The sequence below is a fragment of the Streptosporangium roseum DSM 43021 genome (assembly GCF_000024865.1).
GTDB classification, from domain to species: Bacteria; Actinomycetota; Actinomycetes; order Streptosporangiales; family Streptosporangiaceae; genus Streptosporangium; species Streptosporangium roseum.
In genome coordinates, this window is the sequence record NC_013595.1 from 5,598,817 (window position 1) to 5,622,682 (window position 23,866).

The window sequence follows — 23,866 nt, forward strand, 5'->3', positions numbered from 1 at the left end:
TCGGCGTCCTCCGGCCTCATCTGCAACCAGGTGTACCGACCGCAGAGGTTGAGTACACCTAGCGCAGCTCGCGTTTGAGGATCTTGCCGGTCGCCGTCATCGGCAGGTTCTCGCGGAACTCGACGATCCGCGGGTACTTGTAGGCCGCCATGTTCGCCTTGCACCAGGCGATGAGCTCGCTCTCGCTCGCCGTCGCGCCGGGCGCAGGGATGACGTAGGCCTTGATCTCCTCGCCGTGCGAGTCGTGGGGCACGCCGACCACCGCCACCAGCGAGACCGCCGGGTGCGTCATCAGCACCTCCTCCAGCTCGCGCGGGTAGACGTTGAAGCCGCCCCGGATGATCATGTCCTTCGTGCGGTCGATGATGGTGTAGTAGCCGTCCTCGTCGCAGGTGGCGATGTCACCGGTGCGGAACCAGCCGTCCCGCATGACCTCCTCGGTGGCCTCGGGCCGCCCGTAGTAGCCCTTCATGACGTTGTGCCCGCGGATGGCGATCTCGCCGGAACCCTCACCCTCAATGGTGTTCCAGCCGTCGTCCACCAGCCGCATCTGCACGCCCCAGACGGGGAAGCCGATGGTGCCGGGCTTGGTGGGCCTGCCGAGCTGGTTGAAGCTGGCCACCGGGGAGGTCTCCGACAGCCCGTAGCCCTCCAGGATCGGGATGCCGAAGGTGCCCTCGAAGTCCTTGAGCACCTCGACCGGGCAGGCGGCCCCACCCGCCACCGCCACCCGCAGCGTCGAGGGCGCCTCGTCCCCGTCGGCGTGGATCTTCGACAGCAGCGCCCAGAACATCGTCGGCACCCCGGCGAACATGGTCACCTTCTCCTCGCGCATGAGCTTCAGCGTCTCGCCGGACTCGAAGCGTGGCTGGAGCACGAGGGTGGCGCGGCGGCGCACGCTCACGTTCATGACCGCGGTCTGGCCGAAGGAGTGGAAGAGCGGCAGCACCGCGAGTGAGACGTCGCCGCGGGGATCGGCGGGGAACATCTCGTCGCTGACGATGGTGTTGGTCAGCATGTTCATGTGGGTCAGCACGGCGCCCTTGGGCCGGCCGGTGGTGCCGGAGGTGTAGAGGATGGCTGCGGTGTCGTCCGGCTCGGTCTGTACTGTCTCGAACTCCCCGGACATGCCGTCCAGCGCCGCCCAGAACGACTCACCGTACTCCGACTCGGTGGCCAGCGGCGTGGCGGGCAGGACGAAGAAGAGCTCGCAGCCCTCGGCGGCGTCGAAGGCCTCCCGACCGCGCGCGCCCATGGGCAGCTCAGGGGAGCCCTCGAAGCAGAAGAGCGCCTTGGTGTCGCTGTCGGTCAGGTGGTAGGTGATCTCGCGCGGCTGCAGCAGCACGTTGAGCGGGACGACGGTCGCCCCGGCCTTGAGGATGCCGAAGTAGACGAAGGGGAAGTAGGGCAGGTTCGGGCAGAGCAGCGCGACCTTGTCGCCCTTGCCGATCCCCCGGGCCACCAGGAGGTTGGCCACCTGGTTCGCGACGGAGTCCACCATGGAGTACGGCAGGCGCAGGTCGCCGAAGACCAGGGCGGTGCGGTCTGGAGTATTACGGGCGCTGTCTTCCAGAATGATCGACAGATTGAGCATCGCGACCCTTTCCTCGAAATGTGGGACGTGCCACACGTCACGCCGAATCCCCTACCGACTGCCAGGCAAAGAAAGTCGCGAAAGCGCATGGACGGCTGCCCCCGCCCGCCGCCCACCACTCATCACGAGCTACGCCCTGTCCCGGAGGGTTCGGATACCTGCCCTGGCTGCGGTTCGGGGGACATTCGTACCTCCCAATGATGCGGCGCCGATGCGGTCAGGGCTTGTACAAACGTGTCGATTCAGGGCAGCCAGTCGATGGCGGCGGCCAGCGTGGAGGGCGCGGTCCCGAAGTTGCGTCTGAAGACCCGGGTGAAATGTGACCCGTCGGTGAATCCGGCGCTGTGGGCGGCCATCGTCAACGTCTCTCCTGCGGCCACCAGCCTGATCGCGTGCTGAATGCGCTGCCAGCGCACATAGGGCCGCAGTGGAATCCCTACATGTGCGCTGAACAGATGCGCCAACCGGCTCGGAGACAGGTGCACCGCGGCCGCAACCACGTCCAGACGCACCGGCCCCCCGATCAGGAGGGTGGGGATCACGGCTATCGCCATCTCCACCGCCGGGTGGATCGGGATCACTTCGGCACCACGGTGGCCCGTCCAGTCCTCGACGATCTTCAGGGCAGCCGCGGCCTCGAAGGAGTGTTCATGGCCGTTCGAGGGTTCCGTGAACGTGAGTGGTGCCGCCACCTGGCGGTGTCTCGGGCTCGGGCCGGCGTGCGCGAGGTGGGGGAAGGGTGGACTCCAGGTCGAGGCGTCGGCCCCCGCACCCGAATGGGCGAGAAGGGAACGGCCTGGCGAGCTGCCGGGGTCGAGTTGAGCCAGCAGGGCCCCGCGAGCTCCCGCGAGTACGGCGTGGCCGGTGTCGGGGGGAATGACCGCGGCCCGGGTGGTCAGCCTCCGGCCATGAGCGTCGGCCATGGTGAAGGGCTCTGCGGAGACGATCAGGTGGACCGCATGGTGTGCGTGCAGCTGGGTCGTACCGATGGTTCCGCCGTACAGCAGGACGCCAGGGCGGAGTAAGCACCAGCCACGCCAGAGATGCGACATCACGCCTCCTTCTCCGGATGAGTCTGTCTCAACCTCTGATCGTCATGGCTGCAGCCCTTTTCGTGAAGGTGCTGATCTCGGACTCCGCTCAACGGCACCGGAGCATCGGGAGCACCGGGCCGTCATGGCGGCCGCCCGGCCGGCCCGCCGACCGGGCGGCGTGTACGTCACGGCGGGCGTCCTGCTCGGCATCGGCGTCCCGCTGCGGCCGGTCAACCGGGCCTTCACCCGCCACCGGCGGCAGGAGGCCGCCTGCATCCGGCGGTCCGTGCCGTACAGGGACTCCTTCCCGTACGGCACGGCAGCTCTTCCCGCAGGGGCACGGCACCCCTTCCCGCAGGGGCACGGCACCCCTTCCCGCAGGGGCACGGCACCCCTTCCCGCCGGGGCAGGGCGACGCCGCTTTTCCACGGTCAGCGGCTCAGCCGCCGGTAGGCGCGGGCCGACAGCGGCAGGAACACCAGCGTGATCGCCGCGGGCCAGGCGACGGCCAGCAGCACGGCGTGCTGCGCCGCCCACGACTCGCCCGCGAAGCCCGGATTGCCGAACAACTGGCGGCAGGCGGCGACCGTGGCCGACAGCGGGTTCCACTCGGCGAGCGCGCCCATCCAGCCCGGCATCTGCGCGGGAGAGACGAACGTGTTGGCGACCATGGTGAGCGGAAGCATGATCATCCACGAGGCGCTCGCCGCCTCGGGGGTGAGCTTCAGCCCGGCGAAGATGCCCACCCAGATGAGCGAGAAGCGCAGGAGCAGCAGCAGGCCCATCGCGGCCAGCGCGTTCAGGGGGCCGTTGTTCCAGCTCCAGCCCACTGCCATGCCACAGGCGACGAGGATCGTCAGCTCCAGCGTCGAGCTGACCATGTCGGAGATGGCCCTGCCGAGCACCACCCCCGTCTGCGAGACCGGCATCGAGCGGTACCTGTCGGTGACGCCCCTGGAGGCCGCCGTGGTGACGACGATCAGCGTGGTCGTGATGCCGACGGCCATCGTCTGGCCGAACATGCCGGGCATCAGGTACTCCCGGTAGTTCTCGCCCGCGCCCGCGACGGCCATCGCGCTGCCGAAGACGTAGCCGAACAGCAGCACCATCACGATCGGGTACAGCAGTCCCGACAGGATGGCGGCGGGGTTGCGCACCCAGTGCAGCAGGTGCGCCCTGGCGATCACCCAGCCGTCGGAGAGCACGTGGGTCATGCCGTCACCTTCAGGAACACCTCGTCGAGCGTCGGACGGCGCAGGGCCACGTCCTCGACCTCGATCCCCTTGGCCTCCAGTTCGCGCATGACCTGCCCGAGGGCGTGCATACGGTCGGTAACCGGCGCGGTCAGCCTGCGGGCGTCGGGGTCGGCCACCGGCGGGCCGAACGCGGCGAGGACGTCGCCCGCCTCCCGAAGGTCCCGCTGGTCGCGCAGCACCAGATCGAGCCGGTCGCCGCCGATCGAGGACTTCAGCCGCTCGGGAGTGTCGTCGGCGATCACCCTGCCCTCACGCAGCACCGCGATCTGGTCGGCGAGCTGGTCGGCCTCGTCCAGGTACTGGGTGGTCAGCAGCACCGTGCTGCCGTTCGTGACCAGGGTGCGGACGGCCTGCCACACCTCGTTGCGGTTGCGGGGGTCGAGACCCGTCGTCGGCTCGTCGAGGAAGAGCACGCGGGGTGCCTGGATGAAGGTGGCGGCCAGGTCGAGGCGGCGGCGCATCCCGCCGGAGTAGTGCTTGATCCGCTTGCCCGCGGCCTCGGTGAGCCCGAACTGTTCCAGCAATTCGTCGGCCCTGCGCGCGGCCCGTTTGGCGTCCAGGTGGTAGAGCCTGCCCCACATCACCAGGTTTTCCCTGCCGGTGAGGATCTCGTCGACGGCGGGCTCCTGCGAGGCCAGGCCGATGACCTGGCGGACCTTCGCCGCCTGGGCGGCCACGTCGAGGCCGGCGACGGTCGCCCTGCCGCCGTCGGCTCGCAGCAGCGTGGCCAGGATGCGCACGGCGGTGGTCTTGCCCGCGCCGTTGGGGCCGAGCAGCCCGCAGACCGTCCCTTCCCGCACGGCGAGGTCGAACCCGTGGAGTGCGTGGGCGCCGCCGAAGCGCTTGACGAGCCCTTCGGCGACGACTGAATAGGAGTTCATTGCTTCAGAATGGGACATCAATGTCCCAAAGTCAAACGTTCATGTTAGAGTTTGGGAGTGAGTAGCTCCACGTCCGAGTCCGGGACCCGTAGCCGCACCCGCCGCGCGATCCTGGCGGCGGCTGCCTCGACGCTCGCCCGCGACCGTAAGGCGACCTTGGCCGACATAGCCGAGGCCGCCCAGGTCGGGCGCAGCACGCTGCACCGCTACTTCGCCGACAGGAACGAGCTGATGGCGGCGGCGATCGTCGACTCCTTCCGCGCGGTGGAGGACGCGGTCCGCGAGGCCGCGATCGACCAGGGGCCCGCCCTGGAGGCCATGCGCCGCCTGCTCACCGCCATGGTCGACGTCGGCGACCGGCTGGCGTTCCTGTTCGGCGACCCGCGCGTGCTGGAGGAGTTCACCGACTGCTTCGAGCCCGACATGTCGGTGCCGACCACGACCGGCCTGATCAGGCGCGGCCAGGAAGAGGGCGTCTTCGACCTCACGTCCAGCCCCGAGTGGATCCAGCGCGTCATCTGGGCGGTGACCTACACCGGCTGGGAGGCGGCGGAGAAGGGAGAGCTGCCACGCCACGGCGTCGCCGCCACGGTGATCCGCACCTTCGAGAACGGAATGGTGATATGAGGATCTTGGTCCCGTAGGCCGACCACTGGTCGGACACGTGCGTATGGGTCGACAGGCCCCTGCCGCCGTGGATGGTCATGTCGCGAGCGGTGGTGGACTTGCCGAGCACACGTACCCGCCGCCTGCCGCTCTCGCCGGCAATCGCCGCGGCGTTCCCGCTGTTCCGACCGCCCCGGTGCCGCCTGGTGACGGCGCCCGCTGCCGGGGTACCCGCCACGCGGTGAACGCCGAGACCTCCACGGCCGGACCGATCACGATGCGGCCCAGTGCGCCGCGCACCGGTAGCCGGCTTGTCAGCGGCCGGTGGATCCGTCGATCTGCTCGCGGAGGATGTCGGCGTGGCCGGCGTGCCGGCCGGTCTCTTCAATCATGTGCACCAGGACCCATCGCATCGATGGTTCCGGTCCTGGGCGTGGGGGTCGCGGGGCGGGAAGGGCCAGATCTGGGCAGGCGTCGATGACCTGGTTCGCTCGCTCGACGGTCTTCCGGTAGTCGGCGAGCACGCCGTCGACGGTGTCCTCCGCGGACGGCCGCATGGTCGCGCGCCAGTCGCCGACGTCCTCGCCGAGGAAGTAGAACCGTTCGACGAACGCCAGATGCCTGAGCAGCCCGAGAAGGTTGGTGCCCGAGGGCACTCCGCCCGTGCGGACCTGCGGTTCCGGCACGCCCGCGACCTTGTCCGCGACCGCGTTCCGCAGATAGTCGAGGAAGCCCCGCAGGGTGGCCTTCTCGTCGACGCCGGTCCGCGGAGGCGTGGTGTCCTTCGCCCGCGTCCTGGATCGCTGCGCGTGGTTTCCTGGCATCGAATCACTCCGTTCCGACGTGACGTCGTGTGGTTCGGGCGGTCATCCGGCGGTTCGCTGGACGAGCAGGATGTTGTCGATCACGGTGGCGGTCTCACCATCGGGTCCGGTGGCCCGGCGGCGGGGCATGTCGGCGCGCAGGACGGACCAGTGCGCGGGATCGAGATCGAGTTCGGCGGCGATCTCGGTGGGTGTGGGGTGATGGATGCCGGGGTCCTGGTTCCACGACCAGGGCGCGGTGGAGCCGTGGTCGACGATCAGCAACAGACCGCCGGGGCCCAGGGCCCGTGCGGCAGTCCGCAGGACTCGGCTGCGGAGCAACGGGAACGGGGTGTGGAAGTACTGGGCGGAGACGAGATCGAACTGGCCGGCCGGGAAGCTCCTGGCCAGATCGTGCTGTTCGGTGGCGACCAGGTCCGCGATGCCGAGATCGCGGGCGCGTTCCCGCACCCGTTCGACGGCGGTGGTGGAGATGTCCACGGCGGTGACGTGCCAGCCCCGCCGGGCGAGCCAGATGGCGTCGCCGCCGGCGCCGCAGCCCAGATCCAGGGCGGCACCGGGGCGCAGCGGTGCGGCGGTCTCGGCGAGCAGCGGGTTGACGCGTGCGCCCCAGGTACGCCGGGTGCGGTAGTGCCGCTCCCAGAACCGCTCGGCGTCCTCGTCCGCCGCGCCCTGATTGCCCGCGTCATCGGCGGTGGGTCGGCGGCGCCGGGTGGAATCCATCTGAGTTGTCCCTTCGTCGGCCGGCGTGCCGAGCGTGATCCGATACGCACCTTCGACGCCGGTGATGTACCGAAAGCATCGCCGCAGCCGTTTCCTTCTTGCAAGAAAAGTTGCGGATCCGCATTATCGAGGCATGGAAAACCCCGTAGGAGACGTTTTGGCTGGAGTTGGGCCGCGTCTACGCGCCCTGCGCCAGGCGCGGAGCGCCACGCTGGCGGCGCTGGCAAACGAAACCGGCCTCACAGCGAGCACCCTGTCCCGTCTCGAGAACGGCAAGCTCCTCCCCACGCTGGAGCAGCTACTGCCGCTGGCCCGGGCGCACGGCGTCCCGCTCGACGATCTCGTCGCGGCGCCGCCCACCGGCGATCCGCGCATCCACCTGCGGCCAGTGCGGCGATCCGGGCTGGTGATGGTGCCACTGACCAGGCGGGCCGGCGGTATCCAGGCCTACAAGATGATCTATCCACCCGCCGGCCGGGCGCCCACGATGAACCTGCAGACCCACGAGGGATACGAGTGGTTCTACGTTCTCAACGGACACGTCAGGTTCGTGCTCGGCGAGCAGGAGTTCCGGCTCGGCGTCGGCGAGGCCGCGGAGTTCGACACCCGCATACCGCACTGGATCGGCAGCGCCGACAGCCAGCCCGCGGAGCTGCTCACCCTGTTCGGCGCGCAGGGAGAGCGCGCCCATCTGGAACCGTCCAGGCACTGACCATCCCGGCCCTCCGCCGGCTGGGTCCGGCTCACCACCGTGCCCTTCGCGCCTCGGACGCGAAGCGGCTCCCTGTTTCGTCGACAGTCAGGCGCTCTCCTCGGAGGGCACGTTCGTCCGCTACGACGGCGAGGGTCGGCCGAGGACGCCGTGCAGGACGCCCTGGTCGAGGCCGTGCGCGTGTGGCCGGACGGCCCGCCGCGGGACCCCAAGGGCTGGCTGGTCACCGTGGCCTGGCGTAAGTTCCTCGACGCCGCCCGCGCCGATGCCTCCCGACGGCAGCGCGAGGTACACGTCGAGGGCGAGCCCATGCCCGGCCAGGGCGAGATGGTGGACGACACGCTCCAGCTGTACTTCCTGTGCGCGCACCCGTCCCTGACACCGGCTTCGGCCGTCGCGCTCACGCTGCGCGCGGTCGGTGGCCTGACCAGGCGTCAGATCGCGCAGGCCTACCTCGTGCCGGAGGCGACCATGGCCCAGCGGATCAGCAGGGCCAAGCGGACCGTCTCGGGCGTCCGGTTCAACCAGCCCGGTGACGTCGCCACGGTGCTGTACGACGAACTGGTGCGCCTCACCGACAGTCCGGTGGCCCGCCTCAACCGGGCCGTCGCGGTCGGCGAGGCCGACGGCCCGCGGGCCGGCCTGGCCGCCCTAGCAGGGCTCGGCCCCGCCCTGCCCCGCCACGCCGCCGTCGCGGCGTACCTGCACGAGCGTGACAGTGACCCGGTGACCGCAGCACGGCTCTACGCCGAAGCCGCCCGATCGGCGCCCAGCCTCCCCGAACGCGACCACCTCACGCGACAGGCCGCACGGCTCAACGCGCAGCTGCGCAGTTGAGCGGCGGGCGGCAGGCGTTCACCGGCCCGATGGGGACGGTCTGCTCACCCTGTCGGCTGGGCGAACAGGACCTCACCGCCCAACGGCGGCGCCTGGCCGGGCCCGGCGTCCGTGGCTGTTTGATCTCGGGGCCGGCCTACTGTGGGTGCGGGCGGCTGTTGCCGGTGGGAGGAGCGTCTGGGCGGGTGTTCGCCGGGGCGAGGCCGGCGAGGACAGTGTCGACGATCATGTGGATGTGATCCGCGTCGGCGGGCTGCTGGCGTATGAGCCAGTGGTAGTAGACAGGGCCGTAAAGCAGTTCGATGACGAGGTCAGGGGCGAGGTCGGGGCGGATTTGGCCTCGGCGTTGCGCGCTCTGGATGCGTTGGGTGGCGGCGCTCGTCAGGTGGCTGATGAGGCGGTCCCACAGGGCCCGCGCGAGTTCGGGGTCCTGCTGGGCCTCACCGATCAGGGCGGCGTAGTGAGGGCCGGTGTCGGGGCGGAAGATGGTGCCGGTGGCGGCCGTGATCTGCGTTCTGAAGTCGGCGGTCACGTCTCCGCTGTCGGGGAAGGAGGCGTCCACGGTCATGACGGACAACAGTCCGTCCAGCAGGACGGCGGACTTGGAGGGCCACCACCGGTAGATGGTGTTCTTGCCGACTCCGGCGCGGGCGGCGATGCCTTCGATGCTGAGTTTGCCGTAGCCGACCTCCCGGCACAGTTCCAGGGCGGCTCGGACGATGGCTCTGGCTGATTCCTCGCTGCGGCGTTCGGGGCGTCGGGGTGACATGCCCTCAGCATAGCCACCAGGCGGCACGGATCGTTCCGTGTTGACTCGCCGAGGCCGGTTGACGCATACTCAGAGGCGATACGGATCGTTCCGTGTCGCTACAGGCAAGTGTGAGCGACTATTTCTTGCACCGGTCAAGCACGCTCCGAGTAGTCGCGCAGGGAAGCAGGAAAGAGGGACAGCCATGTCAGACAGCTTGGCTCTGAGTGAACAGCGACCGGCAGGCGACACGATGTCCGAACCTGTCGTTCAACGTAACGGTCGGGCGGCGACCGCTGACGATCTGACACCGCTCGCCTTCGCGGGCTATGCCCACTTCACCGCCATGCAGGTCCGCGGGGGCCGGGTCCGGGGTCTCGACCTGCATCTGGAGCGGCTGCGGTCCGCCTCGGTGGAGCTGTTCGGTCGGGCGTTGCCCGACGATCGGGTGCGGTCCCATCTGCGGGCGGCACTGGAGGCCGGTCCGGCCGACCTCTCGCTGACGGCCACGGTGTACTCACCGGCGGGCGAGTTCACCGTGGCCGGCGCCGATGTGGAGCCCGAGGTGCTGGTCCGTACCGGACCGGCGTCGTCCGGCCCGGAAGGCCCGCTGGCGCTTGCGACGGTCGAGCACGAACGGGTCCTCCCGGCCGTCAAGCACGTCGGCGAGGTGGCCAAGACGTATTTCCTCCGCCAGGCCGTTGCGCAAGGCTTCGACGACGCTGCCTTCGTCGACCGCCGGGGCCGGTTCAGCGAGGCGTCGATCTGGAATCTGGCCTTCTGGGACGGCGCCGCGGTGGTGTGGCCCGTGGCCGAGATGCTGGGCGGGACCACGATGGGCATCGTCCGCCGGCAGCTGGATCGCCTCGGGATCCCCCAGCGCGAGCAGGAGGTCAGGGCCGCAGACCTGCCGTCGCTGGCCGGGGCCGTGGTCATGAACTCATGGACGCCGGGGGTGGCCGTACACCGGATCGGCTCCGTGCCCCTGCCCGAGGCGCCGTCCTTCGTGGAGGCGCTTCACCGCGCCTACCAGGCCGAACCACTCACCTCGCCGTGAGAACCGGTTCAGGCGGGCCCCAGGCCGAACGGAGAAGCATGCCTGCACCCGCGCGGCTTGGGCAAGGTGCTGTTCGCCCCCAAGAATGATCACGTAAGGGCTGTTCCAGGCAGCGAAGATGACGGTGCGAGATCGGCTGATCCGTCTCAGTTGATCACTATTGTGTCGGGCGGCACCATGACCATGTCCTGACATGCCGATGCCCCTCCCGCTTCGTCGGCATCGAGACCGGGAGAGCTGCCCGGAACGCCCGGAGGCGTCCTTGATGACGGTAGAGGTCGACACGGCCCGCGTCGGACAGCGGCCGGAAGCGGGCGAGCCGAGTACGGCCGGCGCGTCAAGGGCGAAACCACGTGTCGCGCAAGGCTCGTCGGGCTTGTCACCGCCCCCGGTACCGCGGTAGTCGAAGGTCATGGTCCGGTGGGCGTCCTCGAAGCCCGCTTCGCCGCCGAGCACGTCGCGTCGCCTGGTCCGCCGACCACCGAACTCGGCCCGGCCACCCGGACCAAAGATCGCTAGGCAGAGGACGTGAGCGCGGCGGGGATCTCGGCGAAGGTTTCTTCAACCAGTTTCGTCAAGGCCTCGCGGCCGCCATGGCCGCCTTGCGCAGTCCAGCGCAGGGAAGCTGTCCGCCAGGCGGCCACGAAGATTTCCACGGTCAGGCGGAGACGCACCTCGTCGATGTCGGTACCGGAACGGCCGCTTACCGCCTCGACCAGGGCCCGGGTGGTGTCCTGACAGTAGCCCAGACTGTGTGCCTGCAGGGCGGGGACGGCCTCCGACAGCTCGCGGGCGGCCAGGAAGCGGCGATCCCAGTCGAGGTCCATGGCGCCCAGGGTGGCGTCCAGTGCCATGCGGAGAGCCTCGATCAGCGGGCCGTTCATCTCCTGGGCGGCCACATAGTCCAGGTAGGCCGACCACAGGTCGCTGTCAGCGGCGAGCGCGACGTCCTCCTTGGACCGGTAGTTGCGGAAGAAGGTGCGCTTGGACACCTCTACGGCATCGCACAGGTCGTCCAGCGTGGTGGCGTCGTATCCACATTCGGTGAACAGGCGGAGTGCGGTCTCGGCCAGGGCCCGGCGAGTGCGCAGCTTCTTGCGTTCTCGGAGCGGCAGGTCGCGCAGGTCATCACTCACACCATGAGGCTATCACCCGGAGGCTGTTGCGCCTTGACAGTTAATGCCACTAAGTGGCATTATCGCCCTGATGGCTGATTGTGGCTGTTGAACGCCCCTGAAGGAGCCTGAACTCGGGACAGCCGTCCCCGTTGGACGCTCCCGCCTGGCGATGCGGGTCGCCGCCGAGGTCGCCGCGGGGGACCTGTCCCACGGTGACCCTGCTGTGCCGGCCGCCGGATTCACCCACGCCCCGCACATCGCGCTGTACGGAACGGCCGCCGTGTGCGCGCTCGGCACGGTGGCCATCGCCGCCGCACCGGCCCAGCCGCGCCGAGACACCGCCGCAGCCCCCACCCCCTCTGGCTGATGAGCGGTCATTCCGCGGTGCCGCCGCCCGCCTCCCTGGCCCATCGCCGGCTCCAGGCGTTCAGCGGCACGAGCGCCTCGACGAGGTCCTCGCCGAGCCTGGTGAGGCGGTAACCGCCGTCGTGCGAGGTGACCAGCCGGGAGCCTGTCAGCTCGTCGAGCCGGGTGCTGAGCACGCTGGAGGACATGCGCTCGCATCGGCGCTGCAGCTCGCGGAAGCCGGCCGGGGCCTGGCTCAGCTCCCACAGGATGCGCATCGTCCAGCGCCGCCCGAGCAGATCGAGGACGGCCATGACCGGGCGGCCCGACTCCGATCCCCGTACCGGCGTACCCGGCCGAGGTGCTCTGGCTTCCATGTCGCCTCCTTGTGCTTCGCTTGTCGAAGCAGAATAGTGGTTCGAAAATCGAAGCAGGAGATCTAATGTCGCGCATCGAGCCGCTCAACCCGCCCTATCCCCCCTCCGTCGAGCAGGCGCTGCGCCGCTGGATGCCACCCGGCGTGCCATACGAGCCGCTCACGTTGTTCCGGGTGCTGCATCGCAATCCGGAGCCGGCTTCGCGGATGTTCGTACTCGGGGCCGGGCTGCTGGGCCACGGGCTCCTGCCGGCCGTGGACCGGGAGATCGCCATCGCCCGGGTGAGCGCCCGCGCCGGCTGCGGCTACGAGTGGGGCGTGCACGCCGCAACCCTCGCCCGGCAGGCCGGGCTCAGCCCGGAGCAACTGCGCGCGACCGCCGTTGCGGGCATCGACGCCTCGTGGCTGCCGCGCCATGCGGCACTGCTCAACGCGGTCGACGAACTGCACGAGACCGCGCGGCTGTCACAGCCTGCCTGGGACGCCCTGCGTATCCATTACGAGGACGCGCAGCTGCTCGAATTCCTCGTACTGACCGGCTGGTATCGGACCATCAGCCACCTGGCGAACGGACTCCTCCTGCAGGAGGAGTCCTGGGCCACTCCCTTCCCGGCGCCTCACGGAAGGGACCGTCGATGAACGGGTACGGCCTGCCCGTCGCGATCGTCCACGCGTGCCTGCGCGACGGCAGGGGCGGCAGCCCCACCGCGGTCATGGAGGAAGCGCCCCTGACCGACGACCAGCGCCGCCGCATACCGGTCCTGATGGGAACCTCTCACGCGGTCTTCGGCCACGCTCACCACGGCCGAGCTGAAGATCCCACGGTTTCCCTGCGCTTCTTCACCGCCGAGGGAGAGCTGCCCGCGTGCGGCCACGGGACCCTCGCCGCCCTGGCCTTCCTCGCCGAGCGCTCCGGGGTCGAGGACTACCGGGCAACCCTCCACGCGCCGGGGCGCACCTTCGCCGGCCGGGCCGTACGGGAGGACAACCGGGTCAGCGCCGTCTTCGACGCCGGGCCCGTCAGCCTGCGCGAGCCCACCGCGATCGAGTGCGACCTCGTTCTGCGCGCCCTTGGCGTCACCTCCGACACGCTCGCCCCCGGCGCCCGCGTCGCCGCGATGGGGCGGCCGCGGCTGCTGATCCCCGTCACCACGCGCTCCGCGCTGGCCGCGCTGGTCCCGGATCTCGCACGGCTCCGCGCCGCCTGCGACCGGCTCGGTCTTCTGGGCTGCTACGTCTACTCCACTCCGACACACATCGGACAGGCCGCGGCCCGCATGTTCGCCCCATCGATCGGTGTCGCGGAGGACATCGCCAACGCCAACAGCACCGCCTGCCTCGCCGTACACCTGGCTGGTCAGGGCGTCACCGACCTCACCGTCGACATGGGCGACTCCCTCCGCACCCCTTCCACGATCACCACCACCACCCGGCACGGCCAGTCGGGCCCGCTGGTCCAGCTGGGCGGCGCCGCGAAGATCACCCGCATCGTCCGCCTGCCGTAACCCCGCAGGCGTCATCCCCGTGCCGGTATCCACGGCAGGACGACCGGCACGATTCCTCAGCCGGCCACGCCGGCAAGGAAATCGAGGACCACCCGGCCGGCGACCTCGCGGAACTCCTCGAAGTAGGCGTGTCGTGCACCCGGGATGAGGTTCAGTCGCGCTCCAGGAATGCGGCCGGCCAGCAGCGGCGCGTTGGCGGCTGGGTTGAAGACGTCGTCGGCGCCGTGAATCACGAGGGTGGACGCGACGATACCGGGAAGGACATCCCAGCTGTCATGATTCGCGCTGGCGGCGAAATGGCGGCGACGGGCGTGGGCGGGCATATTGGGATCGCCGATCGTGCCATACGGGCCCGGGTGGGTGGCGAGCCACTCCGGGGTGTACATCAGCTCGAGCAGCGCCCGCTCGGCGGCGGCCCGGTCACGCAGGGCCAGCGAGCGGCGCACCTGCTGACTTCGCTCCACCCCGTGGACGCCTCCGGGAGACGTACACCCCAACACGAGCGCCGCCAGCCGCTCCGAATGGTCGGCGGCCAGCCACTGAGCGACCCGGCCCCCCATGGAAGTGCCATAGACATGCGCGCGCTCCACACCGAGCTCATCGAGTACGGCCAGCGCATCGAGGGCGAACCCACGCGTCGTGTAAGGCTCGTCGGGCTTGTCACTGTCCCCGGTACCGCGGTAGTCGAAGGTTATGGTCCGGTAGGCATCCTCGAAGTCCGGCCGCACGTTGTCCCACCAGTGGTGGTTGTTGGACTGGCCGGGGAGCAGCATGAGCGGGTATCCGTCGCCGCTTACCTGGTAGGACAGCTTCGCGCCGTCCTTTGTCGTCGCAAAGGGCACGTCTCCCATTGTCGTACGGCAGGACTGGAGCCATCGCATCCGCTCCCGGTGGCCGAGCACGCCCGCGGCGCGGGCGTCGGTACGGCGCTGCCGGCCGGCGGTCGAATCGCCGGAGGCCGCCACGGACGCCCGCCGCGTCATCGCCCGTTCCGGCTCCTTTCAGATGATCGTTTCCCAGCTGCCCTCTCAGCGCCGGGAAGGGAGAATGCCGGCCCATGATGAGCCAGAGACCATCTGATCCGTCAAGGTCCTGAACCGCGCTGTCGAAGCCCGCACGGGTGCGGACGACACAGCCCGCCGCCTGGAGCCGATCGAGCAGCCTGACCATGATCGTACGGTTGGCGCCGAGCCGGTGGGTGAGGTCCTGCCGCAAGGGGGCGCCCTCGTCGGCGAGGATGTCGAGCACCGCGAACTGGCGCGACCGTGACCCGTCCTGCACGGCATGGGCGGTGACGGCGGTGACGGCGGCGAACACACGCGGTGCGGCAGGTGGCCGGTGGTCGCATGCAGCGGGCCGGACTCATCGTCGACGACGCACCTTGCCTGTGCGGGCACGAGCCTCACCCCCGGGCGTGATGCTAGCAGTCTGATGATTGTTCCGATGATGGATGTATAAGAATTAGTTGGAATGTTGACAGTTGAGAGTGTGCAGATCTAGAGTCCCGACACGTAACTCATCGAAGGACATAACGATCATGCGTACTGTCGCCGTCATCGACTCCTACCTCGCCTACACAGAGACCGGGGAGGGAGAATCGCCACTGGTGTTCCTGCACGGCAGCCCCACCTCGTCCTACATCTGGCGCAACGTCATCCCGCACGTCGCCGATCACGCCAGAATCCTGGCCCCGGACCTGATCGGGATGGGCGCCTCCGGAAAGCCCGACATCGGCTACCGCTTCGCCGACCACGCCCGCTACCTGGATGCGTGGTTCGAGGCCATGGGGCTGGAGGAGGCCGTCCTGGTCGGTCACGACTGGGGCGGCGCACTGGCCATGGACCGCGCCGCCCGCCACCCCGGCCTGGTGCGCGGCGTCGCCCTCCTGGAGACGTTCCTGCGACCGCAGCTGTGGGCGGAACTACCGCAGGACGTGATCGACCATTCCCAAGCGCTGCGCACCCCCGGGCTCGGCGAGCGGCTGCTGCTGGAGGAGAACGCCGCCATCGAGTACGCCCTGCCCCACCCCTTCGCCATCAAGACAGGCCTCAGCCCGGAGGACCACGACGTCTACCGGGCGCCCTACCCCGACCCGGCCTCGCGCCGTCCTCTCCTGCAGTGGCCACGCGAGGTTCCCTACGACCGCGAACCGGCCGATGTGGCCGAACGCATGGACGCCTACGGCACCTGGCTCGCCACCAGCCCGGAGGTACCCAAACTGCTCCTCACGGTTGAGGACGGCGTCGGCATCGCCTCCCCGCAGATCGTGGACTGGGCCCGCCAGAACATCGCCGCTCTCGAAATCGAAGGCATCGGACCCGCCGGCCATCAGGCCCCCGAGGACCGGCCGCACGCCATCGGCCAGGCCATCGCCGGCTGGCTGAACCGGCACCGCCTCCTCTCGCCGGCTCGGGCGAGCGCTTGATCCACGATCCGGTTGGCGGTCAGTGCCGCCTGATCGGTCAACCCGCTCGGCGTCGCGCTGCGCACTCCCCGCAGCGTGGGCACCGGGGTCTGGAGCGCAGGCCGGCCCGGCCGGTTCTCCTATGAGCTCACCGAGATTCTCACTCCGGCCGCCGGCCGATCGGGCCGCGCGCAGATCCATGTCGAGGCTCACCTCGCAGCCCGTCGTCACCCGTCGTCCGAACATCTGGGCGCCGAATGAATCCCCCTGGAGTCAAGACCATGATCAATCCGTTCCGCATCGACATCCCCCAGGCCGACCTCGACGACCTGACCGACCGGCTCTCCCGCACCCGCTGGCCCAACGAGGTCGCCGACGCCGGATGGGACTACGGCTTCCCGCTCGCGCGGCTCAAGGAACTGGCCGAATACTGGCGCACCGGCTACGACTGGCGCGAGCACGAGGCCAAGCTCAACGAGCTCCCGCACTTCACCACCGAGATCGACGGCCAGAACATCCACTTCGTCCACGTCCGGTCTTCGAACCCGGACGCGCTCGCGCTGATCCTCACCCACGGCTGGCCCGGTTCGTTCCTGGAGTTCCTCGATGTGATCGAGCCGCTGTCGCGCGACTTCCACCTGGTGATTCCGTCCATCCCGGGTTTCGGCTTCTCCGGGCCGACCCACGAGCGCGGCTGGGACATCGTCCGGGTCGCGCGGGCCTGGGCTGAGCTGATGCGCCGTCTCGGGTACGAGCGCTATGGCGCGCAGGGTGGCGACTTCGGCTCGGGCATCTCGATGGCGCTCGGCGCGGTGGCACCCGAGCAGGTCGTCGGGGTGCACGTCAACTACCTGCCGACCCGGCCGGTCCCGGACGCCGACATCGAACTGTCCGAAACGGATGAAGCCCGGCTGGACAAGGTCAGGCAGCTGATGGCGAACCGTCCTCCGTACCAGGCTCTGCAGGCCAGCACCCCGCAGACCATCGGTTACGCGCTGACCGACTCGCCGGTCGGCCAGCTGGCCTGGATCGCCGAGCGCTTCGCACAGTGGACGGACCCTCGCTCGCCGATCAGTGACGAGCGGATGCTCACCGACATCTCGCTGTACTGGCTGACCGCCACCGCGGCTTCCTCGGCGCGGCTGTCCCGAGAGGCTCCGCGGCGGATCGAGCCGTGCCCGGTACCGGTCGGCGTGGCGGTGTTCGCGCACGACATCACGCAGTCGGTGCGACCGCTGGCCGAGCGGCTGTACGACATCAGGCACTGGTCGGAGTTCGAGCGCGGCGGCCACTTCGCCGCGATGGAGGTGCCCGAGCTGCTCGCCGAGGACGTCCGGGACTTCTTCCGTACCCACATCAAGGACGACGACCGGGTCACCACCCGCTAGAAGCCACTGCTGGCCGCGAACTCCCGCGCACCCCGGAGCTCCGCGGCCAACAGGCCGTTCGCCTGCACCGAGTCCAGCCGCACCGTCATGCCCTTGGCACCGGCAATCGCCGGGCTCGGCCCGGAGATCCGGGCGCTGTTTTCCGATGGCGCGCCCAAGCGATGCGGCGGGGATCGAGGTGGAGGCGCTGCCGGGCGCCGCCTGTCAAACGGGCCCGGGTACGGGTCCGGCCGAGATACGGCCAGAAGTGATCGAGCGCCTGCACCGGATCGGAGGGGGCGCCTGACGGCGACCGGCGGGGGCGCCCGCCCGTCGGCTCACCCCCTGAGTGGACGCAGGGCAGACCCCCAGGCGAGGACCTGGTCGAGGACGAGGTTCAGCCGGTCCTCGTGGGCGGTGGCGGGCTTGAAGCCGTCCGCGAAGTCGGTGTGGATCGACAGCCCGACCTGGTTCGACACGGTGGCCACGCTGAGCAGGCCCAGGACGTGCCGCAGGTGCGAGATCGCCCGGGGCGCGCCGTCCACGCCGTAGCCGACGAAACCGGCCGCCTTGTTGTTCCATTCCGCGTACAGGAAGTCGAGGGCGTTCTTGAGCGCGCCGGGGTACGAGCTGTTGTACTCGGGGGTCACGATCACGAACGCGTCCAGGGACGAGATCTTGGCCGACCAGCGCTTGGTGTGCTCGTGCCGGTAGTTGCCCATGGCGGGGTGCTCGGGCTCATCCAGGTTACCCAGGTCGTAGTCCTTCAGATCGACGAGCTCGTACTCGGCATCGCCTCGTTTGACCGCCAGATCGCGGGCCCAGTGCGCCACCGCCTCGCCGTTGCGGCCGGGACGGGTGCTGCCCAGGATGATGCCTACCTTCAGCATGTCAATGCTCCCTCAATCGGTTACGGAAACCACCCTAGGGAGACCTGATGAGATATTGAATGCGCTACTGTCCAACATTTATACGCCAGCGTCTCATCTCATAGACTCGGCACATGGATGTGCTGAGCGACGTGGTGGCCTTCATGCGGTGCGGGCGCCCCACCTCCGCCCGCGTCTCCTGGCGGGCGCCCTGGGGCGTGTCGTTCCGCGCGGCGCCCGGGTCCGCCGGTTTCCAGGTGATGCTGCGCGGGTCCTGCTGGCTCATTCCCCCGGATGGCGAGCCCGTTCCGCTGAGCATGGGCGACCTGGTGTTCCTGCCGCACGGCACCACGTTCGCGCTGGCCGACGATCCCGCGAGGCCGCTGGTCGAGTCGGACTGCGACCCGCATTCCGAGCTGTTCGCCTCGGCCGATCTCGGTGGCACCGGGGCCGAGACGGTGATCCTGTCCTGCGGCTACCGGCTCAACCCCGACAGGACTCACCCGATCCTGGGCTCGCTGCCCGGCGTGATCCACCTGCCCGCGACGCTCGGCAGCCATCCGGAGCTGCGGGCCGCCGTCGGGCTGCTGGCCGCTGAGATCGACACCCCGCGCCCCGGCACGGACACCGTCGTGTCGTCCCTGCTCGACATGTTGCAGCTGTACGTCCTGCGGGCCTACTTCGAGACCCAGGACGAGCCCTGCACGCTGTCCGGCTGGGCCGCCGCGCTGGCCGACCCCGCCATCGGCCGCGCGCTCGACGCCATCCACCGCGACCCGGCCCGCCGCTGGACGGTCGAGTCGCTCGGCGCCCACGCGGGCATGTCGCGCGCCGGTTTCGCCCGCCGCTTCACGGGGCTGGTCGGGCAACCGCCGCTGGCGTACCTGACCTGGTGGCGGCTGGCGAGCGGGGCGCGCATGCTGCGCGAGTCCGACGCGTCGGTGGCGGAGGTGGCCGAGCGAGTGGGGTACGGATCGGAGTTCGCCTTCGGCAACGCCTTCAAGCGGGAGTTCGGCGTGGCGCCCGGCCGGTACCGCCGCCGGGTCGCAGTGGCCTAGGCCCGGTTCGGGTCCAGCCGGGGTACGGCCAGAAGCGGCCGCCAGATCAACCGTGACCCCGAGCCGCTGCTCGGCAGGCTGATCAACAACTGTCATCAAGTCATCATGAAACGCGCCAAGCACCAGCCACGAAAACCCACCTGGGCGTGTCGCCTCCCGGGCCTCAATGTCCTCCATGCGTAGAACAGAACCCCATTACCGTAAATGTGGAGGCCCCAGTGCTGGCACGTTGGATGAAACCCGCGACGGAAAGTCGCCGCATGAGACTGCCCGACGAGCCGCATCGGCGCAGGCGGCGCTCCCGGGTCTGGGCAGCTGTGGCCGGGGTGGCCGCCGCGGCCGGGCTGGCGGCGCCGATGGCCGTATCGGCCTCGGTAACCGCCGCACAACCCCAGGAGTTCGCCTACGTGGCCAACTCCAACTCGAACAACGTGTCGGTGATCAATACCGCCACCAACACCGTCGTCACCACCGTCGACGTCGGCGACGTTCCCTCCGGGGTGGCAATCACCCCAAACGGCGCCTTCGTCTACGTCACCAACATTGCATCGAACGACGTGTCGGTGATCAATACCGCCACCAACACCGTCATCACCACCGTCGCCGTCGGCGCCATTCCCCTCAGCGTGGCGATCACCCCCAACGGCGCCTTCGCCTACGTCACCAACCTTGACTCGGACAATGTTTCGGTGATCAATACCGCCACCAACACCGTCATCGCCACCGTCCCCGTCGGCGACGGCCCCGACGGGGTGGCGATCACCCCCGACGGCGCCCTCGCCTACGTCACCAACTCCAACGCGAACAACGTGTCAGTGATCAATACCACGACCAACACCGTCGTCGGCGACCCCATCGACGTCGGCGACGATCCCCAACAGGTGGCGATCACCCCCAACGGCGCCTTCGCCTACGTCATCAACGGCAGCTCGGACAACGTGTCGGTGATCAACACCACGACCAACACCGTCATCGCCACCGTCGACGTCGGCGCAAATCCCCGCGGGGTGGCGATCACCCCCGACGGCGCCTTCGCCTACGTCGGCAACCGGGCCTTGAACAACGTGTCAGTGATCAATACCACGACCAACACCGTCGTCGGTGACCCCATCGAGGTCGGCGCCGAACCTCAAGGGGTGGCGATCACGTCCGACGGGAGCCGCGTCTACGTCGGCAACCGGAATTCGGACAACGTGTCGGTGATCGACACCGCGACCAACACCGTCATCACCACCGTCGCCGTCGGGGTCGCTCCCCTCGGGGTGGCTGTCGGGCGTGTCGAGATCACGCCCACACCCACACCCACGCCCACGCCTCGCCGCCCAGGCGCGCGGAACAACAACAACAACAACAACGGCTGAACATCCACCAGTCTGGCGCGACCTTGTAAGAGTCGGGTCGCCCGGGACATCTCCGGGATCGAGGAACACCGGGGCAGCCATTGGCGGTACGGGCTGTTCGAGCAGGTCAGTGCGGTGCACGACCTGCGCTCAAGCCACGTCGGCCCAGGTCGGCCCTCGCCTCGATCCCGGCGTCCAGACGCCCGAAACCGTAGGTCCCCGACGCCGGTGAGCCCTGCGAGTGAGCGGTTCAGACGATCTGGATGACATGCTTGCCGCGGACGCCGCCGGCTTCGAGGGCACGATGGGCGTCAGCGATGCCGTCGAGGGGGTGGACGGTGTCCACGACGGGGACGATGTCGCCACTTTCGGCGTACCGGGTGAGTTCCGTGAGCAGCTCGGTGTCGGGGTTGCCACTGAAAACGCGGATGCGTCCGGAGCCGTGGACGGTCGAGGCGAGGATCGCACCGAGGCCGGCGAGGGGCCTGCTGATGTCGACGGTGACGGCGACCATGCGGCCGCCGGGTGCCAGCAGGCCGCGAAAGCGGGACTGCTGAGTGCCGGCGGTGTCGACGATGACGTCGAAAGTACCCAGCTGGGAGAGGGGAGTTGTCCGGTAGTCCAGCACCTCGTCGGCGCCCAGGCCGCGGACGTAGTCGAGGTTCTTCGCGCCCGCCAGCGCGACGACGTGTGCGCCGAAGAGCTTGCCGATCTGTACAGCGACGCTGCCCACGCCTCCGCTGGCGCCGCGTACCAGCAGCCGCTCACCGGGCTTGAGGGCGGCCTTCTCGCGCAAGGCGGTCACCGCTGTCGTCCCGCCCGCCAACAGGGAGACGGCCTGGACGAGGGTGAGGTTCTCGGGGGCGGGAGCGATCTGCCGGGGAGATACGGCGACATACTCGGCCATGCTGCCGGACTTGCGCCCCAGCAACCCCCACACCCGGTCCCCCTTGCTGACGCCGGTGACCGACGAGCCGACCTCGGCCACTTCCCCGGCGAAGTCGATGCCGCCGACCTTGGGGAAAGTACAGCCCGTCACCAGGCGCAGTTTTCCGGCCCGTCCGGCCAGCTCGCCACCGTTGACGCTCACGGCGTGGACCTTGACCAGGACGTCGCCGGGTGTGACGGCCGGTATGGGCATGCTGCCCACGTGCATCACGTCCGGGGGGCCGAAGCGGTCGAAGAGGGCGGCGCGCATCTCACTCATGATCTTTCCTGTGCGTGGCTCGGGGCGGGCGTATCGGACTTTCCTCCGCCGGTACACTCACGCTAACCCGATAAACGGGCGACACCTTCCACTTACAGAGAAGTGAGAGACATGCCCGCCCAGCCCTCTCACAAGCCCCTCCCCCCTGCCGACGGCCGGCCTGAAGACACGGACACGACGGACCTGCGCGCCGACGCCCGGCGCAACCGCGCGCGCATCCTCCGAGCCGCCCGCGAGGCATTCGCCAGCCAGGGAATCGACGTGCCCCTGACTACAGTGGCCCGCCGCGCAGGCGTCGGCGCCGCCACCCTCTACCGGCACTTCCCCACCCGCGCCACTCTCGTGACCGCCGCCTTCGCCGAACAACTGGCCGTCTGCGTGACGGCCCTCGATGACGCTCTGTGCGACCCCGACCCCCTGCGCGGCCTGCACACCCTCCTGGAGAAGGTGTGCACCATGCAGGCCACCGACCGCGGCTTCGCAGCGGCGTTCATGAACCACTTCCCCGACGCCCTCGACTACGACCAGGAAAGCGCCCGCGCCGAAGACGGTCTGGCACAACTGATCCGACACGCCAAAAAGACCGGCCAGCTGCGCGACGATGTCCATCCCACCGACATCACCCTCCTGCTGTTGGCCAACGGTGGCCTGGCCGGACAACCGCGAGACATCGCCCTGGCCGCCTCCCGCCGCCTGCTCGCCCACTTCCTCCGGTCTTCCCAGACCCGGCACTCAGGCCCCTTGCCGCCTCCCGCCCCCTTGAGACTGGACCGCATCCACCAGGCTGCGAACCGCCGCTGAGGCGACCGAGTCCGTGACGGGGCGCCACTTCCCGTACCGCGACTGCTCACATCCGGATCCGCAGCCAGACCCCATGATCAATCTCAGCGCCAACGGCTGTACCGGTGTTCCCCGCGTAGATGACCTCTCGCCCCCTGTCCACCTGCGGAAACATCACGGCCGGCGGTTGGTGGGGCCAACCTCGCCGACAGGCCTCGCCGGCGGGTGAGAGGCCCGCAACAGCAGGAGCTGCGCACGATGCGGGTTCGAGTGCCGCTCGGGTGACGTGGCACCCCCAGGTAAAAGATCAACATAGTTAGGCTAGGCTCACCTAACTTTAAGATCTCACCCTGGAGGAGTCATGAGCGCCCCGCGCATCGTCGACCGTGAACGGTACCTGGAGCGGATCGCCGAGGTGCGAGCAGGAACCAGCGCCCGCCAGGTGGCGTATCCGATCAAGGTCCGGGAGATCGAGGTAATCCGCACCGCGATGGTCGGCAGCGGCCTGGTACGGCTGACCTTCGGTGGCGCGGGGACGGCGGGATTCGAGGCTCATTCCCCCGACGAGCATGTAAGGCTCATCTTCCCCGAACCGGACGGAACCCTGCGCCTGCCCGCGCCGAACGGGTCCATGCTGAGCTGGCCCAAGCCGTTCCCCACCACGCGCAAGTACACCGTCCGCCGCTACGACGCGGCCACCGGCGAGCTCGACCTGGATTTCGCCCTTCACGGAGAAGGCATCGCCTCGGATTGGGCCAGGACCGCCGAACCGGGTATGACGGTGCACATCGCGGGCCCGCCCGGTGGGCTGATCGTGCCCCACACCTACGACAGGTACCTGCTGGGCGGTGACCTGACGGCGCTGCCGGCGATCGCCCGCAGGCTCGAGGAACTGCCCCGATCGGCCGCCGGCTGGAGCTTCATCGAGGTCGCCGACGCCTCCGAGCAGATCGAGCTGGCGGCACCGGAGAACTTCGAAGTCCGCTGGTTGCGGCCCGGCGAGCTGGCGCGCGCCGTACAGGAAGTGGAGATCCACGACGGCGAGCGCGTCTTCGTGTGGCTGGCGGGCGAGGCGGGGGCCCTGAAACCGCTGCGCCGGTGGGTCCGCGATGACCTGAAGCTCGCCGCGGACGACTACGACATCACCGGCTACTGGAGGCGTGGCGCCGCCGACCATGACGATGATCACGACCATTGATTTTTGATCTTCCAGTAAGGTTAGCCT

25 protein-coding genes are annotated in these 23,866 nt (G+C 69.3%); 13 read left to right on the plus strand and 12 right to left on the minus strand.

Annotated features, from left to right (window positions below; all coding sequences use genetic code 11):
• Positions 1–58: 58 nt before the first annotated feature.
• From SROS_RS24545 to SROS_RS24560, 4 genes are all read right to left on the minus strand, one after another.
• Positions 59–1,594 carry a long-chain-fatty-acid--CoA ligase gene (locus tag SROS_RS24545; protein ID WP_012891605.1) on the minus strand — a complete coding sequence of 512 codons (1,536 nt, stop codon included), beginning with the start codon at positions 1,592–1,594 and terminating at the stop codon, positions 59–61.
• A gap of 242 nt (positions 1,595–1,836) precedes the next feature.
• Positions 1,837–2,646 (minus strand): helix-turn-helix transcriptional regulator, encoded by an 810-nt coding sequence (locus tag SROS_RS24550; RefSeq protein ID WP_012891606.1) that lies wholly within the window; start codon positions 2,644–2,646, stop codon positions 1,837–1,839.
• Between the two features lie 413 nt (positions 2,647–3,059).
• Entirely contained in the window at positions 3,060–3,842 is a 783-nt protein-coding gene (locus tag SROS_RS24555) for an ABC transporter permease (protein WP_012891607.1), read from the minus strand.
• Positions 3,839–4,783, minus strand: coding sequence for a daunorubicin/doxorubicin resistance ABC transporter ATP-binding protein DrrA (locus SROS_RS24560; RefSeq protein ID WP_012891608.1), 945 nt, complete (start codon positions 4,781–4,783; stop codon positions 3,839–3,841). The genes SROS_RS24555 and SROS_RS24560 overlap by 4 nt, the downstream gene beginning before the upstream one ends.
• 39 nt (positions 4,784–4,822) lie before the next feature.
• On the opposite strand from SROS_RS24560, the gene SROS_RS24565 reads away from it, so the two are divergent.
• Entirely contained in the window at positions 4,823–5,392 is a 570-nt protein-coding gene (locus SROS_RS24565) for a TetR/AcrR family transcriptional regulator (protein ID WP_012891609.1), read from the plus strand.
• 293 nt (positions 5,393–5,685) lie between these two features.
• Here the strand turns inward: SROS_RS24565 and SROS_RS24570 are convergent, their stop codons facing one another.
• Together SROS_RS24570 and SROS_RS24575 are read right to left on the minus strand one after the other, a co-directional pair.
• Complete coding sequence (locus SROS_RS24570) at positions 5,686–6,195, minus strand: DinB family protein (protein WP_012891610.1); 510 nt, start codon at positions 6,193–6,195, stop codon at positions 5,686–5,688.
• A gap of 42 nt (positions 6,196–6,237) precedes the next feature.
• Positions 6,238–6,918, minus strand: a complete 681-nt coding sequence (locus SROS_RS24575) for a class I SAM-dependent methyltransferase (RefSeq protein ID WP_012891611.1) — start codon at positions 6,916–6,918, stop codon at positions 6,238–6,240.
• A 133-nt stretch (positions 6,919–7,051) separates the two neighbouring features.
• Between SROS_RS24575 and SROS_RS24580 the strand changes: the two genes are divergently transcribed.
• Positions 7,052–7,630: a helix-turn-helix domain-containing protein gene (locus SROS_RS24580; protein WP_012891612.1), complete on the plus strand. Its 579-nt coding sequence runs from the start codon at positions 7,052–7,054 to the stop codon at positions 7,628–7,630.
• 72 nt (positions 7,631–7,702) lie between these two features.
• Complete coding sequence (locus SROS_RS24585) at positions 7,703–8,467, plus strand: sigma factor (protein WP_086012426.1); 765 nt, start codon at positions 7,703–7,705, stop codon at positions 8,465–8,467.
• A 136-nt stretch (positions 8,468–8,603) separates the two neighbouring features.
• Here SROS_RS24585 and SROS_RS24590 read toward each other — a convergent pair whose 3' ends face one another.
• Complete coding sequence (locus tag SROS_RS24590) at positions 8,604–9,236, minus strand: TetR/AcrR family transcriptional regulator (RefSeq protein WP_012891613.1); 633 nt, start codon at positions 9,234–9,236, stop codon at positions 8,604–8,606.
• Positions 9,237–9,468: 232 nt separating this feature from the next.
• Between SROS_RS24590 and SROS_RS24595 the strand changes: the two genes are divergently transcribed.
• Positions 9,469–10,272, plus strand: a complete 804-nt coding sequence (locus SROS_RS24595; protein WP_043652839.1) for an aminotransferase class IV family protein — start codon at positions 9,469–9,471, stop codon at positions 10,270–10,272.
• Positions 10,273–10,787: 515 nt separating this feature from the next.
• On the opposite strand, the gene SROS_RS24600 is transcribed toward SROS_RS24595, so the two are convergent.
• Positions 10,788–11,408 carry a TetR/AcrR family transcriptional regulator gene (locus tag SROS_RS24600; protein WP_012891615.1) on the minus strand — a complete coding sequence of 207 codons (621 nt, stop codon included), beginning with the start codon at positions 11,406–11,408 and terminating at the stop codon, positions 10,788–10,790.
• 151 nt (positions 11,409–11,559) lie between these two features.
• Between SROS_RS24600 and SROS_RS24605 the strand changes: the two genes are divergently transcribed.
• Positions 11,560–11,757: a hypothetical protein gene (locus tag SROS_RS24605; RefSeq protein WP_012891616.1), complete on the plus strand. Its 198-nt coding sequence runs from the start codon at positions 11,560–11,562 to the stop codon at positions 11,755–11,757.
• 7 nt (positions 11,758–11,764) lie between these two features.
• Here the strand turns inward: SROS_RS24605 and SROS_RS24610 are convergent, their stop codons facing one another.
• Positions 11,765–12,112, minus strand: coding sequence for a winged helix-turn-helix transcriptional regulator (locus tag SROS_RS24610; protein ID WP_012891617.1), 348 nt, complete (start codon positions 12,110–12,112; stop codon positions 11,765–11,767).
• Positions 12,113–12,177: 65 nt separating this feature from the next.
• Here SROS_RS24610 and SROS_RS24615 point away from each other — a divergent pair, with 65 nt between their 5' ends.
• Both SROS_RS24615 and SROS_RS24620 read left to right on the plus strand, forming a co-directional pair.
• Positions 12,178–12,750, plus strand: coding sequence for a carboxymuconolactone decarboxylase family protein (locus SROS_RS24615; RefSeq protein WP_012891618.1), 573 nt, complete (start codon positions 12,178–12,180; stop codon positions 12,748–12,750).
• A complete protein-coding gene (locus SROS_RS24620; protein ID WP_012891619.1) occupies positions 12,747–13,616 on the plus strand; it encodes a PhzF family phenazine biosynthesis protein in 870 nt (289 codons plus the stop codon). Before SROS_RS24615 ends, SROS_RS24620 begins: the two co-directional genes overlap by 4 nt.
• Positions 13,617–13,672: 56 nt before the next feature.
• On the opposite strand, the gene SROS_RS24625 is transcribed toward SROS_RS24620, so the two are convergent.
• Complete coding sequence (locus SROS_RS24625) at positions 13,673–14,458, minus strand: alpha/beta fold hydrolase (RefSeq protein WP_043656588.1); 786 nt, start codon at positions 14,456–14,458, stop codon at positions 13,673–13,675.
• A 695-nt stretch (positions 14,459–15,153) separates the two neighbouring features.
• Between SROS_RS24625 and SROS_RS24630 the strand changes: the two genes are divergently transcribed.
• Positions 15,154–16,041, plus strand: coding sequence for a haloalkane dehalogenase (locus tag SROS_RS24630; RefSeq protein WP_012891621.1), 888 nt, complete (start codon positions 15,154–15,156; stop codon positions 16,039–16,041).
• 260 nt (positions 16,042–16,301) lie between these two features.
• A complete protein-coding gene (locus SROS_RS24635; RefSeq protein WP_012891622.1) occupies positions 16,302–17,408 on the plus strand; it encodes an epoxide hydrolase family protein in 1,107 nt (368 codons plus the stop codon).
• Positions 17,409–17,725: 317 nt separating this feature from the next.
• Here SROS_RS24635 and SROS_RS24640 read toward each other — a convergent pair whose 3' ends face one another.
• Positions 17,726–18,277, minus strand: coding sequence for an NADPH-dependent FMN reductase (locus SROS_RS24640; protein ID WP_012891624.1), 552 nt, complete (start codon positions 18,275–18,277; stop codon positions 17,726–17,728).
• A 113-nt stretch (positions 18,278–18,390) separates the two neighbouring features.
• On the opposite strand from SROS_RS24640, the gene SROS_RS24645 reads away from it, so the two are divergent.
• Complete coding sequence (locus SROS_RS24645) at positions 18,391–19,314, plus strand: AraC family transcriptional regulator (RefSeq protein WP_012891625.1); 924 nt, start codon at positions 18,391–18,393, stop codon at positions 19,312–19,314.
• Positions 19,315–19,574: 260 nt separating this feature from the next.
• Entirely contained in the window at positions 19,575–20,675 is a 1,101-nt protein-coding gene (locus tag SROS_RS24650) for a beta-propeller fold lactonase family protein (RefSeq protein WP_012891626.1), read from the plus strand.
• A gap of 229 nt (positions 20,676–20,904) precedes the next feature.
• On the opposite strand, the gene SROS_RS24655 is transcribed toward SROS_RS24650, so the two are convergent.
• The gene (locus tag SROS_RS24655; RefSeq protein ID WP_012891627.1) at positions 20,905–21,861 is read right to left on the minus strand and encodes an NAD(P)-dependent alcohol dehydrogenase; all 957 of its coding nucleotides are present in this window, start codon (positions 21,859–21,861) and stop codon (positions 20,905–20,907) included.
• A gap of 111 nt (positions 21,862–21,972) precedes the next feature.
• Between SROS_RS24655 and SROS_RS24660 the strand changes: the two genes are divergently transcribed.
• Complete coding sequence (locus tag SROS_RS24660; protein WP_012891628.1) at positions 21,973–22,662, plus strand: TetR/AcrR family transcriptional regulator; 690 nt, start codon at positions 21,973–21,975, stop codon at positions 22,660–22,662.
• A gap of 340 nt (positions 22,663–23,002) precedes the next feature.
• Positions 23,003–23,839, plus strand: coding sequence for a siderophore-interacting protein (locus SROS_RS24665; protein WP_012891629.1), 837 nt, complete (start codon positions 23,003–23,005; stop codon positions 23,837–23,839).
• Positions 23,840–23,866: the final 27 nt, after the last annotated feature.

Coding starts and splice junctions, on each gene's coding strand:
- SROS_RS24650 (WP_012891626.1), top strand. CDS start 19,575: ATGAGACTGCCCGACGAGCCGCATCGGCGCAGGCGGCGCTCCCGGGTC.
- SROS_RS24655 (WP_012891627.1), bottom strand. CDS start 21,861: ATGAGTGAGATGCGCGCCGCCCTCTTCGACCGCTTCGGCCCCCCGGAC.
- SROS_RS24620 (WP_012891619.1), top strand. CDS start 12,747: ATGAACGGGTACGGCCTGCCCGTCGCGATCGTCCACGCGTGCCTGCGC.
- SROS_RS24615 (WP_012891618.1), top strand. CDS start 12,178: ATGTCGCGCATCGAGCCGCTCAACCCGCCCTATCCCCCCTCCGTCGAG.
- SROS_RS24605 (WP_012891616.1), top strand. CDS start 11,560: ATGCGGGTCGCCGCCGAGGTCGCCGCGGGGGACCTGTCCCACGGTGAC.
- SROS_RS24640 (WP_012891624.1), bottom strand. CDS start 18,277: ATGCTGAAGGTAGGCATCATCCTGGGCAGCACCCGTCCCGGCCGCAAC.
- SROS_RS24635 (WP_012891622.1), top strand. CDS start 16,302: ATGATCAATCCGTTCCGCATCGACATCCCCCAGGCCGACCTCGACGAC.
- SROS_RS24595 (WP_043652839.1), top strand. CDS start 9,469: ATGTCCGAACCTGTCGTTCAACGTAACGGTCGGGCGGCGACCGCTGAC.
- SROS_RS24665 (WP_012891629.1), top strand. CDS start 23,003: ATGAGCGCCCCGCGCATCGTCGACCGTGAACGGTACCTGGAGCGGATC.
- SROS_RS24555 (WP_012891607.1), bottom strand. CDS start 3,842: ATGACCCACGTGCTCTCCGACGGCTGGGTGATCGCCAGGGCGCACCTG.
- SROS_RS24610 (WP_012891617.1), bottom strand. CDS start 12,112: ATGGAAGCCAGAGCACCTCGGCCGGGTACGCCGGTACGGGGATCGGAG.
- SROS_RS24560 (WP_012891608.1), bottom strand. CDS start 4,783: ATGTCCCATTCTGAAGCAATGAACTCCTATTCAGTCGTCGCCGAAGGG.
- SROS_RS24630 (WP_012891621.1), top strand. CDS start 15,154: ATGCGTACTGTCGCCGTCATCGACTCCTACCTCGCCTACACAGAGACC.
- SROS_RS24550 (WP_012891606.1), bottom strand. CDS start 2,646: ATGTCGCATCTCTGGCGTGGCTGGTGCTTACTCCGCCCTGGCGTCCTG.
- SROS_RS24660 (WP_012891628.1), top strand. CDS start 21,973: ATGCCCGCCCAGCCCTCTCACAAGCCCCTCCCCCCTGCCGACGGCCGG.
- SROS_RS24645 (WP_012891625.1), top strand. CDS start 18,391: ATGGATGTGCTGAGCGACGTGGTGGCCTTCATGCGGTGCGGGCGCCCC.
- SROS_RS24570 (WP_012891610.1), bottom strand. CDS start 6,195: ATGCCAGGAAACCACGCGCAGCGATCCAGGACGCGGGCGAAGGACACC.
- SROS_RS24545 (WP_012891605.1), bottom strand. CDS start 1,594: ATGCTCAATCTGTCGATCATTCTGGAAGACAGCGCCCGTAATACTCCA.
- SROS_RS24580 (WP_012891612.1), top strand. CDS start 7,052: ATGGAAAACCCCGTAGGAGACGTTTTGGCTGGAGTTGGGCCGCGTCTA.
- SROS_RS24575 (WP_012891611.1), bottom strand. CDS start 6,918: ATGGATTCCACCCGGCGCCGCCGACCCACCGCCGATGACGCGGGCAAT.
- SROS_RS24590 (WP_012891613.1), bottom strand. CDS start 9,236: ATGTCACCCCGACGCCCCGAACGCCGCAGCGAGGAATCAGCCAGAGCC.